Source organism: Hutsoniella sourekii ATCC 700629 (assembly GCF_000518205.1).
Lineage (GTDB): Bacteria > Bacillota > Bacilli > Lactobacillales > Aerococcaceae > Hutsoniella > Hutsoniella sourekii.
In genome coordinates, this window is sequence record NZ_JADD01000016.1 from 21,004 (window position 1) to 38,794 (window position 17,791).

Genomic DNA, 17,791 nt, shown 5'->3' on the forward strand with positions numbered 1-17,791 from the left:
TATATCAGACTTAACAGACCTAGCTCCTATAATAATGAAGAGCTGGCCCCAACTTATGGATCCTGTAGACGATTGGCGTCTATGTGATGTATAGATAATTTTGATATTACATTGGCGAGCTCTATGGGATATATCAATGGTTTTCACATAACGTAGGTACGGTCTATGTGGTGTATAAATTTAGTTTATATCACGTAGACTAGTTCTATATCATGTATAGATAATTTTCATATAACATAGCCAATCTTTATCCTATGAAAACCTGCTGTCATTCTTCCTCAATTTATTAACTATGCACAAAATATAAATAATCCCAATTATTTTAATGGATTTGGCAAAATTATGTGTATTTATATAGTAGAGAGGAAAGGAGCTGCCTTATGAAAAATATAGCTTTGCAGGTTTGGGAGGCCAAGGCGCGCCGGCGCTTAATAAGCGAATGGGAAGTTGCAGACTACCAGAAGACCAAGCGAGGGTTTATTGGAGAATTGACTATGGCCGGCTTGTTGCAAGAATTTGGCTTGAAACATTATCAGTTAGTCCATGATTTAGCCTTGGATTTTCAGGGAAAATTTCAAGTGGACTTCTTGTTGGTGTTTGACGACGTGATTTATCTCCTTGAGGTAAAGAATTACCTTGGGCGCTTTGACTATGTTGCTGGTAAGACTTGTCAGCTTCGAGGGAAATCGATGAGTGAAGATATTATCAGCGGCTTAGCGCGACGAAGCCATAAGTTCCATCAATTGCTGAAAGAGTTGAATTTGGGACATTTTCGAGTCGAGCCGGTCTTAATTTTTGTGAATAATTACTGCCAAATCGGTGAGCTGGACCACCCTCATGAGAACCTGCAAGTCATCGCTCGAGCTTGGATTCCTAACTGGATCTATCAGCTAAAGACCCGACATCATGGCAGGATCCAGACCGAAGATTATCGATATTTATTAAGTGGGCTTGATCTTTATCGTGATCCAACCAACTATTTACCTGATCCTGTATCCAACTTGTCTCACTCAACCAGCAGACTCGGATTGTTCTGTTCAAAGTGTAGACAGTATCTTCCAAAGGTGGGCAAAATTTATACTGAATGTGGTGAGTGTGGCACGCGCCACCACAAGGGTAAGCTTTTGGACCTAGCATGCTCAGACTTGGCATTGCTTTGCCATGATGATCCTAAAATTCTCACTTGCCCTCAACTTCAAGTAATCGTTGGCTCAACCATTAGTCGTCAATTCATCCGTGCTCACCTCAATACTCACTACCAAGCTCATAGTCGCTTTCGCCATCGTTACTATACCTTTCTACCCGATCAAGACCCAGCCCGAAATTTCTCACCAGCAGATCTGGCTATCTTAGAAAAATACTGGTAACGTCTGTTTAAAAACCAGCTGATAATGAGTGATTTTGTTTCCATGCTGTCTAATTCTATAGATTCAGTATAAGCACTGGGACGCTATGTAATACCAAACTATTTTATACATCACATAGATTCAGGCTATGTAATACAAAATTATTTTATACATCACATTGACTCAGGCTATGGAATACCAAACTATTTTATACATCACATTGACAATAGACACCCTTACCCTACCCGGTATTCAAGGCCATCTTCCGAGACAGCCATTTACTTATCCGACAAAAAAACACCCGACAAAACGCCGTCAACCAGCATTTTGTCGGGTTTTTAAAATATAAAGCAAGATCCGCAGCAGAGTCGACTACTAAAGCTAACTCCAGCTAAAAAATCATATTAATCGCCATCAAAGACATCTCGAACCTTGTCGAAGAATCCCTTAGAATTTCCCTTGACCGATTGACCAGATTCCTTGGCCAATTCCTTGTAAAGTTCTTCTTCACGTTCCGTTAATTTCTTCGGTGTCACTACTCTGACCTTAACGTGTTGGTCCCCATTAGAACCCCCACGAAGGGACGGAGCACCCTTGCCTCTTAAGCGGAAGCTGGTACCTGTTTGAGTACCGGCTGGTATCTTGAACTTAACATCGCCGTGGACGGTCGGTACTTGCAGTTCATCCCCTAGGGCTGCTTGAACGAAGCTGATTGGTAAGTCATAGTAGATCTCTGTTCCTTCACGGGTGAACTTGTCACTGTCTTTAACCTTGAAGACCACATACAAGTCCCCATAAGGGCCACCATTCTTACCTGCTTCTCCTTGACCGCTCAAGCGAATTTGTTGTCCGGTCTCAACACCAGCTGGAACAGTAACCTTAACCGTGTGCTTGCTAGATTCAATCCCTGAACCATGACAAGTTTGACACTTGTCCTTAATTTCCTTACCGGTTCCTTGACATTGGTCACAAGTTGCCTGGGTCATAACCCGACCAAATGGGGTATTTTGTTCCACTTGAACAACACCACGGCCGTGACACTTAGAACAGGTGACTGGTTCAGTACCCGGTTTGGCCCCTGATCCATGACAAGTGTGACATTCTTCTTCACGTTGGTAAGATAAAGTCGTCTCCTTACCAAAGATTGCCTCCTCAAAAGTCAAGGTTACTTGGTACTGGAGATCGGCACCCTTTCTCGGAGCATTCGGATTGCGGCGACCGCCGCCACCCCCGGTAAAGAAGGATTCAAAGATATCTTCAAATCCACCAAAGCCACCTGATTCAAAGCCGCCACCGAAGCCACCAAAGCCACCGCCAAAACCACCAGCGCCAAAGTTGGGATCATTGGCTGCATGACCGTATTGGTCGTAAGCGGCTCTCTTTTGTGAGTCGGAGAGGACTTCGTAGGCTTCTGCTACTTCCTTGAACTTATCTTCTGCATCGGGTTCCTTGTTAATATCGGGATGGTATTTCTTGGATAATTTCCGGTAGGCCTTCTTAATCTCAGCTTCCGAAGCATCCCGTGAGACGCCGAGGACTTCATAATAATCGCGTTTTTCAGCCATATTTAACCTCCTTTAATTCTTTCTCCTTAATCTTATAAAAGCCAAGGGTTAGTTCCCTTGGCTTCAATTCGATCTGAAAGAACTAATTATTTGTCGTCTACTTCTTCAAAGTCAGCGTCTACTACTGTGTCATCACCAGAGTCTGCTTGAGCTTCGCCGGCTTCTTGGCTAGCTTGTTGCTCAGCCGCTGCTTGTTCATATAATTTAACGGTTAGCTCTTGAACGATTGAATTCAAGGCGTCACGTTTTTCTTTCATTTTTTCTAGGTCGTTTTCTTCAACGGCTGCCTTCAATTCGTCGCGGGCTTCTTCTGCCTTCTTAACTTCTGCTTCGTCAACCTTGCCTTCTAATTCACCTAAAGTCTTATCGGTAGTAAAGATTAATTGGTCAACTTCGTTACGTAAGTCAGCTTCTTCACGACGTTTCTTATCAGATTCAGCGTTGGCTTCTGCATCCTTAACCATGCGGTCGATTTCTTCATCAGATAGACCAGAAGAAGACTTAATGGTAATGGATTGTTCCTTATTGGTTCCTAAGTCCTTAGCGGATACGTTTACGATACCGTTCTTATCAATATCAAAGGTTACTTCGATTTGAGGCACACCACGAGGGGCTGCAGGAATATCGGTTAATTGGAAACGTCCAAGTGTCTTGTTATCAGCAGCCATTTCACGTTCCCCTTGAAGGACATGAACATCTACAGCTGGTTGGTTATCAGCGGCTGTTGAGAAAACTTGAGACTTAGAAGTTGGGATAGTTGTGTTACGGTCAATTAGCTTAGTGAAGATACCACCCATTGTTTCAATACCTAGTGATAATGGAGTGACATCTAGTAGGACAATATCCTTAACGTCACCGGAGATAACGCCCCCTTGGATAGCAGCACCCATAGCTACTACTTCGTCTGGGTTGACTGATTTGTTAGGTTCCTTGCCTGTTTCTTTGCGAACAGCTTCAACAACAGCAGGGATACGAGTAGATCCACCAACTAAGATCACTTCGTCAATTTCAGAAGCTGAAAGGCCAGCATCAGATAAGGCTTGACGAACTGGTGTCTTAGTCCGTTCAACTAATTCATGTGTTAATTCATCAAATTTAGCACGTGTTAGGCTTGTTTCTAGGTGAAGTGGGCCATCAGCAGATGCAGTAATGAACGGTAAGCTAATTTGAGTGGTTGTTGTTGATGATAATTCTTTTTTAGCATTTTCAGCAGCATCTTTTAGACGTTGCATAGCCATCTTATCGCTAGATAAGTCGATACCATTCTTGCTCTTGAAGTCTTGAACCAAGTAGTCGATAATCTTCTTGTCGAAGTCGTCCCCACCTAATTCATTGTCACCAGCTGTTGCTAGTACATCGAAGACGCCATCTCCTAATTCAAGGATGGATACGTCGAAGGTACCGCCCCCTAAGTCAAAGACTAGGATCTTTTCGTCGCTGTCTTCATTGTTCAAGCCATAAGCTAAGGCAGCAGCCGTTGGTTCGTTAACAATCCGTTCAACTTCAAGACCAGCGATCTTACCAGCATCAGTTGTTGCTTGACGTTGAGAGTCATTGAAGTAAGCAGGAACAGTGATAACTGCTTTAGTTACTTTGTCTCCAAGGTAATCTTCAGCATAGCTCTTCAAGTGTTGTAAGATCATGGCAGAAATTTCTTGTGGGGTATAAGACTTGCCACCCATTTCTACCTTATGGTCTGTCCCCATGTAACGTTTGATTGATGAGATTGTATCAGGGTTAGTAACAGCTTGACGCTTAGCTACTTCACCGACTTGGATTTCATCATTTTTGAAGGCGACAACAGATGGAGTTGTACGGTTACCTTCTGGGTTAGGAATAATTTTAGCTTCTCCACCTTCTAGAACAGAAACGGCAGAGTTAGTTGTACCTAAGTCAATACCTATAATTTTACTCATAATTTATCGTTCTCCTTTATATAGATTCGTTGTTCATTAAATAAATTCTTTTATTTTTCAGTGACGACAACCATGGCCGGTCTCAAGACTCTTTCATCGAGGATGTAACCTTTTTGGAGGACTTGAGCCACCACATTGTGGTCTTGGTCTTCTTCAGCAGGAATTACGCTCACTGCTTGATGGTAGTTAGGATCAAAGGCTTGGCCGACTGGATCAACGACTTCAATCTTTTCAGATTGGAAGGCATTTTGGAATTGGTTTAAGACCATTTCCACACCCTTTTTGAGCGCCTTACCGTCTTCAGATTCAATCTCTGTATCCAAGGCCCGTTCCAAGTTATCAACCACATCCAATAAACTGGTCGCTAATCGTTGAGAACGGTAACGTTCTGCTAATTGACTGTTGCGAGCATTGGTGCGTTGAATATTGGCAATCTCAGCTTGAAGTCTTAAGACTTGATCTTCAAGGGCTTCTTTATCTGCTTGAAGTTGGTCTAATTCGCTAACTGCTTCTTCAACGGTCTCCTGGGCATCTGCTTCTGCTTGAGTATCCGCTGCTTGTTGATCTGTATCAATTGATTCTACCTCTTCAACTTCTGGATTATTCTTTTCTTCAGCCAATGGACACCCCTCCTTCTATGTATTTGCTAATTGTTTGGTCATTGCTTGCATGAGTGGAATCACCCGCGTGTATCGCATGGTGGATGGCCCAATTAGACCGATCGTCACCTTTCGGTAGTCCTTGATATAGGTTCCCGTAACAATCGATAAATCCGATTGTATGCTAGGGCCGATATCGAGTCCGAAGATAATATCAATACCAGCCTCAAGGGATTCCAACCGGTCAAATAAGAGCTTACTGCCATCCACTAACTCAAAGATATAACGTAAATCTTGACTGCGAACTTCTTGGTCCATCAGGTCAAACAAGTTATTCTTACCGGTAACCCAGTATGCATGGTTTTTGAGTTGATGAATCGACTTCTCTAACAAAGCCGAAAAATCATACTGGTAACCAATCACTCGTTGGGTTAAAAGTGGAATGGAAAACCTTAAGCGTTGGTAAGCATCCTCTAAAATCAAACCCTTTAATTCAGAGTTCAATAAGTCTGCTAAGTCCGCCAAGGCTTGACCGGATAAATCACTAGGCATTTGGAAAATGTAATTATCTACCTTACCCTTATCGGTAAGGATAATTCCAATTACACGGTGATTATCTAAGGAGACAAACTTAAACTTCTCAACCGAATGGCTGTCCTGCCCTTGGGCAAAGACAAAGGCTGTATAGTGAGATGAATCCACTAACAAATCCGCTGCCATCTGAGCTTGTTGGTAAGCATCTCCTTGATTGATACTAAAAATTTCGTTAAAGGCCTGGTCCTCTTCAGATCCCTCCCTGGTCGCTTCGCTATCTTGGCCTTCAATCAAGCCCGCTACGTAATGACGGTAGCCACTAGTTGAAGGAATACGGCCACTGGATGTATGAGCCTTCGATAGAAGACCCACCTTCTCCAAGGTTGCCATATCATTACGAATCGTTGCCGGAGAGACCTCTAGATAGGATTCATTCAACAAAGTCTTAGAACCAATCGGTTCATGATAACGACTATAGAGTTGAATGATCAATGCCAGTACCTCGGTTTGTCTAGGTGTTAGCATTCTCTCACCTCTGTTATTTGAATTAGCACTTATAAAGTCTGAGTGCTAACTCTATATATATAATACATCCTTGGTCAGAGAATGTCAAGGGGTAATGGCCATTTTTTGACAAAAAATTAGCACTCTTTCAAAAGAGTGCTAATTCAATCGATTATTATTTCTTTTCAGCGAAAAAAGCCCGCGTATCCACAAGGTCCTGGTCGAGTTGATCAATTAAGCCTTGAACATCATCAAACTTAACCTCACCTCGCAAGTACTTGTGCCAACGAACCTTGACTGCTTGATCATAGATTATCTGGTCAAAGTCTAGGATATAAACCTCACAGCTCAAGTCACGCTCGCCAGCGAAGGTAATATTGTAGCCAATTGATGCCATGCCTTGGTACCACTGGCCCTGTACGTAGAATTCCACCACATAGACACCGATACCCGGAAGCACTTGTTGGCCATAGGTTTGGACATTAGCGGTGGGATAACCTATTTGCCGGCCCCGCTTCTCGCCGTGAATCACCCGGCCCCAGGTCTCATAAATATAACCTAATTCTCGGTTGGCCTCCTCTAATTGCCCCTGTCTTAAGAGGTCTTTAATAGTTGAAGAGCCGACCTTATGGTTTTGAAGGGTATACTCACTAACTTCCACCACTTCAAAGCGTCCCGCTGCATCTTCAGGAAGGGTCTGCATATTGGCCTCTTCTCGTGGCCCATAGGTATAGTCAAATCCTGCCACGACCACCTGGGCATTCAAGCCCACTATATAATTGTCAACAAATTCTTTAGGCTTTTGCGTGCCAAAGGCCACACTATAATCAATTAGATAGGTATAGTCCAGCCCCAAATCTTCAAAAAGTTCCAACTTACGCTCAATTGGCGACAAGTATTGAACTGAAGCGGCTTGGATATTGGAATAGATAATCTTAGGATGCTGGTTAAAGGTCATCACCGCTACCGGCAAGTGTCTATTCCGACCGATCTCAAGCGCCTCCTCTAGGACTTTTTGGTGGCCCAAGTGAACCCCATCAAAAAAACCTAGGGCCAAGACAATGTCTTCTTGAATAATTTCTTCCTTATTATAAGGATGACTTAATTTAATTAATTCCATAAACTCACCTTTCATTAAGGAATAAACATCTTACGCGGCTTGACATAACCGGGCTTGCTGGGATGAGGTTGGTAGAGGCCGATGAAATTCCCTTGATAAACCAAGGCCAACAAGTCGACCTCTCCTTCCGTGAAGCAGTCCCCGAAGGCATCAATAGGTAAGACTTTACCGAACTTGACGGCTTGATAGAGGTCTGGGTCCACTGAATAGGTCGTGAATTCACTGAGACTGGCTTCCATGGGCTGCAAGACTTGGTCTAATTGCCCTTGATCCACCAGGGTTTGAAGTTGGTCCAAGCGGACTGAATCCGCTTTGCCAAATCCTGCCGTTTCTAAGCGTTCCAACCGGGACATATGAGCTGGCAGACCTAATTGAGCTCCCAGATCAACCGCCAAGGTCCTAACGTAAGTGCCCTTGGAACAAGTCACCTCAAAGGGGAAACTTTCCGATCCTCTCTCCGGATCAAAGCTCACTGGACCAATTCGCTTGAAGTCATAGATTTCAACTTGTCTTTTGGGTCGTTCTACTTCGATCCCCGCTCTAGCATATTCATAGAGTCGCTTGCCCTTTACCTTGACGGCTGAATAATAAGGAGGAACTTGGGTGATAGGTCCCAAGAAGGCGGTCATGGCCTGATCAATCGCTTCTTCAGAGATCGGTTGATCCAAGCACTGGCGCTCAATGATTTCCCCTTCACTGTCTTCCGTACTAGTTGACCAGCCCAAGGTAACTTCTCCTTGATAGACCTTACGTCCATCTTGTAAGAATTCAACTAACTTGGTCGCCTGGCCCACACAGAGCACTAAGACTCCTTCTACACCTGGATCCAAGGTGCCGGTATGACCAATCTTCTTGGTCCCTAGAATCTTACGTGCCTTGAAGACCACATCATGGCTGGTCATGCCCGTCTCTTTCCAAATAGCTAGAATACCATCCACGCTCATCCCTCCTTGTAACTAGAACTATTATAGCAAAAGCAAGCGCTAACGACCATTATAAAGAAAGACTAGCACTAGTATTTACCCAGCAAAAAAATCCATGAAGCCGCCAGCTACTTGCTGATGGCTTCATGGATGGATTCCTAAAATTTAAAACTATCCGCGACAATCAAGACCGTTGATAAGTTATGGAAGGTTGCCAAGGCGGATGATGGCATCAAGCCCAGCAGACCCAAGGCAATGAGACTGGAATTGATTCCCACCGCCATCTTCAAGTTATGATCCAGTTGATCTTGTAGGCTTTGGTGGACTGCTCCCAGATCAAAGAGAGAGGCTAGATTATCACTCAAGAAGATAATGTCACTGGCCTGACGAGCCAAGTCTGATGAATCAGCCATCACCACGCCCAAATCTGCTTGAGCAATGGCAGCTGAATCATTCAAGCCGTCGCCAATCATCAAGACCTTTTTACCTGCCCTTTGCTGAGCTTCAATAAAGTCCAACTTATCCTGAGGCGTCACCTGGGTCTTGATTTGGTCAAAGTCGATTAAGGCTTGCAGTTCCAAGGTTCGCTCAGGTACGTCTCCAGTTAATAAGACAATCTCCTTGCCCGCTTGCTTGAGTCCATTAAGCACTTCTAAAGCATTATCTCTTAATGGCGTATCAATACAGAAGATAGCAATCAACTCCCCTGCCCGGGCAAGATAGAGCAAGTTAAACTGTTGCCGGTATTGGTCGATAAAGTCTTTTTGTTCTGCTGTGAGAACGATGCCTTCCTCCTTGATAAAGTGTTCACTCCCAATCAAGACCTCATCTTCTTCGATCGAAGATTTAACCCCTCTGGAAGCAATATGAACCAGGGGACCATGCATCTCTTCATGGGTGATCCCTTCATCGGCTGCCTTGGCCACGACGGCCTGGGCAATTGGATGGTAGAGATGTTCCTCCAGACAAGCGCCTATCATCAAGACTTCTTCATATGAATGGTCACCAAAAGGAACAACTTGATTGATTACCAACTTAGATTCCGTCAAGGTACCCGTCTTATCAAAGATAAAGCAGTCGACTTCAGGATAGAGGTCAATAAAGCGCGACCCCTTCACAACCACACCCTCATCCATTGCCTTGCGGATAGCCGTCAAGTAAGTCACTGAAGTGGATAACTTAATGGCACAGGAGAAGTCGACCAGCAAAAAGGACAAAGCCTTAGTTAAATTCCTAGTCAATAACCAAGTCAAGGCCATGCCTAAGAAGTTGTATTTGACCAAGCTATCTGCCCGGTGACTGAGGCGGTATTGGTTGGCCGATTGGCTCTGACTGGATTCGTGGATTGAAGCGACCAAGTCCTTCAAACGGGCATTAAAGGTGGCATTGGTCACTTCAACCACCAATTCTCCTGCTTCAAGACTGGTATTGGAATAGACTTGGTCGCCTATGGTCTTAGCTACTGGGAAGGGTTCTCCCGTCAAGTTACTTTCTTGGCTGGCTCCTTGACCCTTAATGACCCGACCATCAAAGTAAATCTCTTGCCCTTCCTGAACAACCACAAGGTCTCCCACTTGAATCAAGTCGCTGGCAATTTGCCGGCGCTCGCCTTCTTTATCTTCAATCCATAAGAGGACTTGCTCTTGCCCCAAGGATTCCGTTAGATCACGAATCGACTTATCCAGGGTCCAAGCATCAATTTGCTCGCCTAATTCCAAGATAAACATAATTGTCCCGGCTGAATGGTCATCTCCTAAGCCGATGGCAGCAGCAACAGCCGCAAAATCCAAGACCTCCATATTGACCTGACCAGCCCTTAAAGCTTTAAGGGCTTCAAGCCCATATAGTCCGGCCTTATACAAGGTCCAGTAGAATCGAATGGGTTTAGGAACTAAGGTCAAGTATACGGTCCGCTTAAGCATTTGCTGGGTCACAATCTTACCAGGATTAGTCATCAGAAATTCTTTCTTGTCTGAATATAGCCGTTCTAGGTCAGCCAAGTTGATGGCTTGGAGGAATTCAAGAACCTCTGGTCTGGAGCCTAGCTGATAATGAATTGTTAAGCGAGATTCATTTAAGTAGAATTGCAGACGAATTATACCAGGGTAATCCATACTTAAGCGGTTCAAATAGGCTTGAACCGATGGCGTACAAATAAAAGGAACTTCCAAGCGCAACCGCCCCCGGTTGGAGGCTAGCACTTGAAAGTTAGCAAGCCTATTCTTGAGCGTCATCGTCGGCTTTAACACTTTCTAATTGATCGAGGGCATTGGCTAATTTCTCCTCAGCGTAGATGTCCTTGGCATCTTCATAGACATCTTCAGCCCCTTGTTTAATGTTTGAGACCGTGGCATTGACCTCATCGGCCACGTGTAGACCTTTGGCAATGACGTTGGCATACAACTTCTTAGCATCCTTACTAGCTAAGAGCTTACTAGCCACACTGGCCGTCAAGGCGCCACCAGCAAACAAGCCCAAACTTTTACTACCCTTTAACACATGTTTTAAATCAATCACTAGGATCACCTCTCTAAAAATATTTAATGCTAATTATACTCCTTTAGGGAAAAATTACCATAAAAATTTTAATCTAAATTCCGTATGTTTCTTGGATAACAGCCAAACTGGCCCGGCCTGCTTGGGTTAATTGGTAAATATCTTGACTGGAATCAATCCGGATCAAGTCTTTCTTGAATAGGTCCTCAAGAGCTTGGTCTGTTTCCCGGCTGGACCACTTGAAGTGTTGGTTCAAGGTTCCCACCTTAAGCTCTTGGTCTTCTTCACCTTTAGCCGTATGACTAGCAATATGCAGCAAGACCAAGTCGCGCTTCAATTGAACGGACTTTTGATGGCGTAACCAGAGAGAAGTAATTAATCCTTCTCGGTGGAAGAGGAAGGTCATAAAGAAGGTCAAGCCCGTAATAGTCGCTGCCATCCCTCCCATGGATAAGTTGAAGATAATTGCCAAGACATAACCAACTGTTGCATTAATCACACTATAGATCACTGATACCCAGAGCATTTGCTTGAGATCCTTACAGATCAAGTAGGCGGTTGCCCCAGGTCCTACAATGAAGGCGACCACTAAGATGGCCCCTACAGCATCAAAGGCAACGACTGTCGTCACTGAGGTAAGAGTCATTAAGGCGTAGAATAAGAGCCCCGCATTGAAGCCAGCCAAATGACCAAATTGCTCATCAAAGGTCGTAATCTTCAATTCCTTGAAGAAGAGACCGATAAAGATCATGTTGGCCACAAATAAGACACCCATCTCAGCTAGAGCCTTAGGTAAGGATAGTCCCAAGAAGTCGACCCGATTCAAGGGTGCTAGAATAACTTCCCCCATAATGACGATATCGGTATCCAAGTGAACGTTACCCGCATAACGGGTGATTAGAATCACCGCGATAGCGAAGAAGAAGGGATAGATAATCCCAACGGCATCATCATTTTCAACCAGTCCCGTTTTGGTTAGGGTCTCAGTCGACCAAACGGTCAAGATTCCGATGGCTGCCGCCCCTAGAATCAATAAGGGCGAATCCAGGTCACCAGCGATAAAGTAACCTAGAACAATCCCCAGAAGCACCGAATGCGAAATGGCATCCGAGATCATGGATAATTGTCTCAAAACCAAGAAGCAACCAATTAAGCCACAGGTTACAGCCGTTAATAAGAGGATAAACCAAGACTCATAGGAGGCTGCGAACAGATTCATTATTTCACTTGTTGTCATCTTAATCCTCTCCTTTTAATGAGTGTTGAAACGATACCTCGAGGTCCAATAATTAGTGAAGCCAAGGCAATCAAGGTCATCACAACAATAATCATCGGACCCGTGGATAAGCCGCGGTAAACAGTTGAGAAATAGGTCCCAATTACTGCGGATACGCCCCCAACCCCTGCTGCAATCAAGGAAACATACAAGAATTTGTCACTCCACTGCATAGCAGTAATGGCTGGAACAATCAGCAAGGAGGCAATCAAGATAGTACCCACCAATTTCAAGCCCACACCAATAATACCCATAGTCATTACCATCACCAGTAAGTATAGGACAGTCGCATTAATGCCAATCGTTTGAGCGTAGACTTCATCAAAGACAAAGACCTTCAACTCCTTATAGAACAAGGTAAATAAGGCCAGAGAAATAATCGCGACAATTAAGATTAACTGCACATCTCGTTCCATAATATAAGCGGCCTGACCAAAAATATAATTAGCTAGTCCGGCTTGTGACTCACCGGCAAAGGTTGGGTGTCCTTGAATCCATGACTTCAAGACCATCCCGAAGCCGAAGAAACTGGACAAGACGACCGCTAAGATGGCATCCAAGTCCAACTTAGAAAAGCGGTGAATCACTTGAATCAAGGCAAAGGCAATGGCTCCGGTAAGCAAGGCCCCTAATAAGAGATACAAGGGATCCTTAGTCACAGTTACCATAAAGGCTAGAATAATACCAGGATAAGCAGCGTGACCAATGGCATCCCCGATCAAGGACTGCCCCTTCAAGACCGATACGGTCCCAATCACGCCAGCGGCTGAAGCTAGGAGAAAAGTTCCCAAAGCAATCAAGAGAAAGGAATAACTCGTTAAGACTTCCCAATTAATCACTGAGAACCGCCCCCTGACTTGATTGACTGTCTACCTTTAAGCCTTCAAATAGGGCTTGGTTACTAACAAGCATCTCAGCCCGGGCCAAGTTATCAGCGGTAAAGGTCGTCTCAACCGGCCCTGAAGCAATCAGCTTCTTATTCAAGATCACTAAGTGGTCAAAGTAAGCAGATATCGTATTCAAGTCGTGGTGAACCACAACGGAAGTCTTGCCCTCTTTTTGGACCCGGCCTAAAAAGTCAATAATAACTCCTTCGGTTCGCTTATCCACCCCAGCTAGTGGCTCATCCATAAAGTAAATATCCGCCTGTTGGGCAATGGCTCTAGCGATAAAGACTCTTTGTCTTTGACCACCGGATAATTGAGAGATTTGCCGTTTACGGAAGTCACTCATGCCAATCTCTTCAAGCGCAGCTAGAGCGATCTCCTTGTCTTCCTTACTTGGGCGTTTGATCCAACCTAGGTGAACATAGCGCCCCATTAAGACCACGTCTTCAACCGTGGTAGGGAAGTTCCAATTCACGGATGAGGTCTGGGGAATATAGGCGATACGCTTGATGACCTTGTCAACCGGTTGATCAAAGATCTTAACCGCCCCAGATAGCGTCTTCTCTAAGCCCAAGATTCCCTTAATCATCGTTGATTTACCGGCTCCATTAGGTCCAATTACCGCCGTCCGTGAGTTGTTAGCTATTTCCAAGTCAACATCCCATAGCACGGGTTTTTCATGGTAGGCCATGGTTAAATCGTGTACTTCTACAACTGCTTTCATTTTCTTACTCCTTCATCGATTATCAAGAATTTTATTCATATGAGAGACGATTCATTTAAATCGTAATGATTACGCCTGTTTTGTACGCAAAAAGCACCTAAGTGGAGAGTTAGGAAACTTGACTTAGGTGCCCTTTGGAGGTCAAATAATTATTTTAAGTTGCTTGTAATAAGGTCAACGTTATGACGGACCATATCAATAAAGGTGTCGCCCACTTGACCTTCTGGGGCTAGAGAGTCAGAGAAGAGTTCTTGACCCTCACCTGAGACTACCTTTACATCGAATCCTTTGGCCTTACAAGCTTCTTGTAATTTCTCCATCCGTGCTGGATCGGTGGTTGACTCTGCAAAGATTGCCTTAACTTTATTGTCAACAATAAAGTTCACTGTTTCTTCAATATCAGCACTGGCTACTTCAGAGTCGGTACTTACGCCTTGTGGCGCGTGAACTGGAATGTCATATGCACGTGAGAAATAATTGAAGGCATCATGAGGCGTAATTAAAAAGCGGTTTTCTTCAGGAATCGATCCAATTTGCTCAGCCGCATAAGCATTCACCTCATCTAATTGAGCTAAGTAATCTTTAGTATTAGCTTCAATTTGATCTTTGGCTTCTGGAACCAATTCAATTAGCTTCTTGCTGGCATTCTCTGTCGCTTCCTTGTATAGGTCAATATCGAACCAGAAGTGAGGGTCTACAACAATCTCACCATCTTGGTCCATCTCACCTAACTTTTCTTTGTCAAAAGTTTCAGAAACTGGATAGCCGGCTTCTTCTAAGACGTGCACCATCTTCCCTTCAAAGTGAAGACCGTGGTACAAGACTAGGTCTGCATCCTTAATCTTGGTTAAGTCTTGTGGCTTAGCAACATACAAGTGAGGGTCTTCCCCAGCTGGGATGACCATCTCTACATTGACATAGTCTCCGGCTAATTGTTTCACCATATCGTTCAAGAATGAAGTGGTAGCAGTAACTGTCTTCTTCTCTTCAGCTTGAGCAGTTCTAACATTTGCTCCAGCGACAAGCAAAAATAAGGCCATCACAGCAACCATGACGCGTTTCATTAATTTCATCAATCGTCCTCCTATAGATAATTATTCGGTTACCCGTAAAATCCTAACTCTATTATGAATGATAACTTATTTATGTTTTTAGGTCAACCTAAAGATTGAGTTTTTAAACAAAATTATTAATTCAAAAGGGAATCTTATGAATAAGATGCAACTGCACAAAAAAAGGGTTGAAGGATAATATCCATCAACCCAGGTAATATATTTAATGTTTAGTCTTCTTCTTGCTTGATCTGGTCCAGTAGGCTATCAATACGGTTACCATAGTCTACTGAAGGATCCCGTTGGAATTCAATCTCTGGCACCTTATACAAGCTTAAACGCTTGCCCAATTCACGGCGCACCAGACCGGTTACCTTAGCTAGGCCTTGTTCGGTCTTTTGACGGGCTCCAGCCTTATCAGATAAGGTAGAGTAGTAAATGGTCGCCTGTTGTAAGTCACCGGTCAAGTCTACATCGGTGATTGTCACCCCTTCAACACGAGGGTCCTTAATTTCCTTGAGCAAAATATCATTGACTTCACGTAAAATTTCTTGACGGACTCTGCCGACACGATAGTTAGCCATACTTAGCTCCTCTCTTAATTAGGTTTAACTTCCACCATATGGAAAGCTTCGATGACATCATCAACCTTGATGTCGTTATAATTCTCGATCATTAGACCACATTCATAACCCTTACGGACTTCCTTAACATCATCTTGGAAGCGGCGTAAGCTGGAAATATCGCCTTCATAGATAACAATGTTATCACGAATCAAGCGTACTTGGCTGGAACGAGCGATATACCCATCGGTAACAAAGGATCCAGCAATGGTTCCTAACTTAGAAACAGTATAGGTCTCACGAACAATAGCTTGACCTTGAACTTCTTCCACGAATTCTGGATCTAGCATACCCTTCATGGCTGATTCCACTTCTTCAATTGCATCATAGATCACTCGGTAGAGACGGATATCTACTTCTTCCGTCTCAGCTGAAGCGCGAGCTTGTGGGGTTGGACGAACATTGAATCCAATCACAATCGCACCAGAAGCAGCTGCAAGTGAAATATCACTTTCATTGATGGCACCAACGGCAGAGTGGACAATATCCACACGCACGCCTTCAACGTCAATCTTTTGCAAGCTGGCACTTAAGGCTTCAGCAGATCCTTGAACGTCAGCCTTGATAATAACATTCACTGTCCGTAATTCGCCTTCTTGGAGGCTCTCAAACAAGTTATCCAAGGTGACCTTCTTAGTGTTATTACGGGCTGCAATTTGCGCTTGTTCAGCACGGCGTTCCCCAGCTTGACGCGCAGTCTTCTCATCTTCAAAGACGGCAAACAAGTCACCCGCTTGGGGAGCATCATTAAGACCGGTAATTTCTACTGGAGTGGAAGGACCGGCTGTCTTAATGCGACGACCTTGGTCATTAGTCATCGTCCGAACTCGGCCGTAAGTATTACCAACAACAATTGGATCTCCTTGGTTCAAGGTACCTTGTTGAACTAAAAGCGTCGCAGTAGCTCCTTGAGACTTGTCTAAGCGAGCTTCGATAACAGAACCAATCGCTAGACGGTCAGCGTCAGCTTTGAGTTCTTCTACTTCAGCTACCAATAGGATCATTTCTAGTAGTTCATCCAAGTTAAGATTTTGAAGCGCTGAGATCTCAACAAAGATATTGTCTCCACCCCAATCTTCAGGGATGATACCATATTCGGTTAATTCTTGCTTAACCCGGTCTGGATTGGCTTCAGGCTTATCAATCTTATTGACTGCTACAATAATTGGCACTTCAGCAGCCTTGGCATGGTTGATCGCTTCAACAGTTTGAGGCATGACCCCATCGTCAGCAGCTACTACAATAATGGCAATATCAGTTACATCCGCACCGCGGGCCCGCATGGTGGTGAAGGCCTCGTGACCCGGTGTATCTAGGAAGGTGATGACCTTGTCATCATCCACTTTAACTTGGTAGGCGCCAATATGCTGGGTAATTCCCCCGGCTTCGCCTTCAGCTACACGTGCTTGTCTAAGTGAGTCAAGAAGGGTCGTCTTCCCGTGGTCAACGTGACCCATAATGGTTACAACAGCCGGACGAAGAGTTAACTTATCAGGATCGACTTCTTGTTCAAAGTACATTTCCAAATCGGAAACATCCACTTCGACTTTCTCTTCAGCTTCAACCCCATATTCCATAGCGATTAGTTCAATCACATCTTTAGACAAGGCTTGGTTCTGGTTAGCCATGACACCGAGCATCATTAATTTCTTGATAATTTCAGTGGCATCCCTGTGGAAAATCTTAGCAATCTCTTGAATGTTCATGCCTTCAGAATACTCAAATTTTTCTGGCAAATCTTTATGCTTTCTAGCTGTTAAGCCGGCTCCTTGGTTGGTGTTGCGCTTGGCTCCGCGTCCTCTACGGTTACGACGGTTACGGCGTCCTCCACCACGTTTGTTAGCTTCTTGGTCATCGCGTTTCTTAGTGTCATCACGCTTTTTGCTGTTAGCTTGACCCTTGGCTTGATTGCCTTGCTTCTTATTAGTCTTAGCATTATCTTTGCCAGTAGACTTGGCCTGAGACGTGTTTTGCTTTTGCCCCTTGTCTTTATGACTAGGCTCTTGCTTGGCTTGTTTGTCAGAACTTGACTGCTTCTTGTTAGTCTTAGCAGCTGAGCCTTGACTTAAGACTTGCTTGAGTTGTTTTTGTTGGTCGTCATTAATTGAAGACATGTGACTGGCAAATTCCATTCCATTGTTTTTAGCGAGTTCCAACAGGTTTTTACTGGTTATTTTATTTTCTTTTGCGAATTCATAAATACGCTTGGATGTCATACTATCACCT

15 protein-coding genes are annotated in these 17,791 nt (G+C 44.1%); 1 reads left to right on the forward strand and 14 read right to left on the reverse strand.

The features are described from left to right. The first annotated feature begins 380 nt into the window (after positions 1-380). Positions 381-1,367, forward strand: a complete 987-nt coding sequence (locus tag T408_RS0104630) for a nuclease-related domain-containing protein (protein ID WP_028118913.1) — start codon at positions 381-383, stop codon at positions 1,365-1,367. Positions 1,368-1,750: 383 nt separating this feature from the next. Here the strand turns inward: T408_RS0104630 and dnaJ are convergent, their stop codons facing one another. The 14 genes from dnaJ to infB form a co-directional block, all read right to left on the reverse strand. Further along, positions 1,751-2,911, reverse strand: a complete 1,161-nt coding sequence (gene dnaJ, locus T408_RS0104635; protein ID WP_028118914.1) for a molecular chaperone DnaJ — start codon at positions 2,909-2,911, stop codon at positions 1,751-1,753. A gap of 86 nt (positions 2,912-2,997) precedes the next feature. Beyond that, entirely contained in the window at positions 2,998-4,827 is a 1,830-nt protein-coding gene (gene dnaK / locus T408_RS0104640; RefSeq protein ID WP_028118915.1) for a molecular chaperone DnaK, read from the reverse strand. A gap of 50 nt (positions 4,828-4,877) precedes the next feature. Then, positions 4,878-5,447, reverse strand: a complete 570-nt coding sequence (gene grpE, locus T408_RS0104645) for a nucleotide exchange factor GrpE (RefSeq protein ID WP_028118916.1) — start codon at positions 5,445-5,447, stop codon at positions 4,878-4,880. Positions 5,448-5,462: 15 nt separating this feature from the next. Next, complete coding sequence (gene hrcA / locus T408_RS0104650; protein WP_028118917.1) at positions 5,463-6,485, reverse strand: heat-inducible transcriptional repressor HrcA; 1,023 nt, start codon at positions 6,483-6,485, stop codon at positions 5,463-5,465. Positions 6,486-6,639: 154 nt separating this feature from the next. Then, a complete protein-coding gene (gene ribF / locus T408_RS0104655; protein ID WP_028118918.1) occupies positions 6,640-7,584 on the reverse strand; it encodes a riboflavin biosynthesis protein RibF in 945 nt (314 codons plus the stop codon). Between the two features lie 14 nt (positions 7,585-7,598). Further along, positions 7,599-8,522, reverse strand: a complete 924-nt coding sequence (gene truB / locus T408_RS0104660) for a tRNA pseudouridine(55) synthase TruB (RefSeq protein WP_028118919.1) — start codon at positions 8,520-8,522, stop codon at positions 7,599-7,601. Positions 8,523-8,665: 143 nt separating this feature from the next. Further along, on the reverse strand, positions 8,666-10,741 hold the full coding sequence (locus T408_RS0104665) for a heavy metal translocating P-type ATPase (protein WP_035420131.1): 2,076 nt from the start codon (positions 10,739-10,741) through the stop codon (positions 8,666-8,668). Next, positions 10,725-11,024, reverse strand: a complete 300-nt coding sequence (locus T408_RS0104670) for a DUF6110 family protein (protein WP_157060760.1) — start codon at positions 11,022-11,024, stop codon at positions 10,725-10,727. The genes T408_RS0104665 and T408_RS0104670 overlap by 17 nt, the downstream gene beginning before the upstream one ends. A gap of 73 nt (positions 11,025-11,097) precedes the next feature. Continuing rightward, the gene (locus T408_RS0104675; RefSeq protein ID WP_035420110.1) at positions 11,098-12,240 is read right to left on the reverse strand and encodes a metal ABC transporter permease; all 1,143 of its coding nucleotides are present in this window, start codon (positions 12,238-12,240) and stop codon (positions 11,098-11,100) included. Then, positions 12,237-13,118, reverse strand: a complete 882-nt coding sequence (locus T408_RS0104680) for a metal ABC transporter permease (protein ID WP_028118923.1) — start codon at positions 13,116-13,118, stop codon at positions 12,237-12,239. Before T408_RS0104680 ends, T408_RS0104675 begins: the two co-directional genes overlap by 4 nt. Continuing rightward, the gene (locus tag T408_RS10885) at positions 13,111-13,890 is read right to left on the reverse strand and encodes a metal ABC transporter ATP-binding protein (protein ID WP_051444793.1); all 780 of its coding nucleotides are present in this window, start codon (positions 13,888-13,890) and stop codon (positions 13,111-13,113) included. Before T408_RS10885 ends, T408_RS0104680 begins: the two co-directional genes overlap by 8 nt. Before the next feature lie 149 nt (positions 13,891-14,039). Further along, a complete protein-coding gene (locus T408_RS0104690; RefSeq protein WP_028118924.1) occupies positions 14,040-14,954 on the reverse strand; it encodes a metal ABC transporter solute-binding protein, Zn/Mn family in 915 nt (304 codons plus the stop codon). A gap of 218 nt (positions 14,955-15,172) precedes the next feature. Next, positions 15,173-15,526 (reverse strand): 30S ribosome-binding factor RbfA, encoded by a 354-nt coding sequence (gene rbfA / locus T408_RS0104695; RefSeq protein WP_028118925.1) that lies wholly within the window; start codon positions 15,524-15,526, stop codon positions 15,173-15,175. Between the two features lie 14 nt (positions 15,527-15,540). Then, positions 15,541-17,781, reverse strand: coding sequence for a translation initiation factor IF-2 (gene infB, locus T408_RS0104700; protein ID WP_028118926.1), 2,241 nt, complete (start codon positions 17,779-17,781; stop codon positions 15,541-15,543). Positions 17,782-17,791 lie beyond the last annotated feature (10 nt).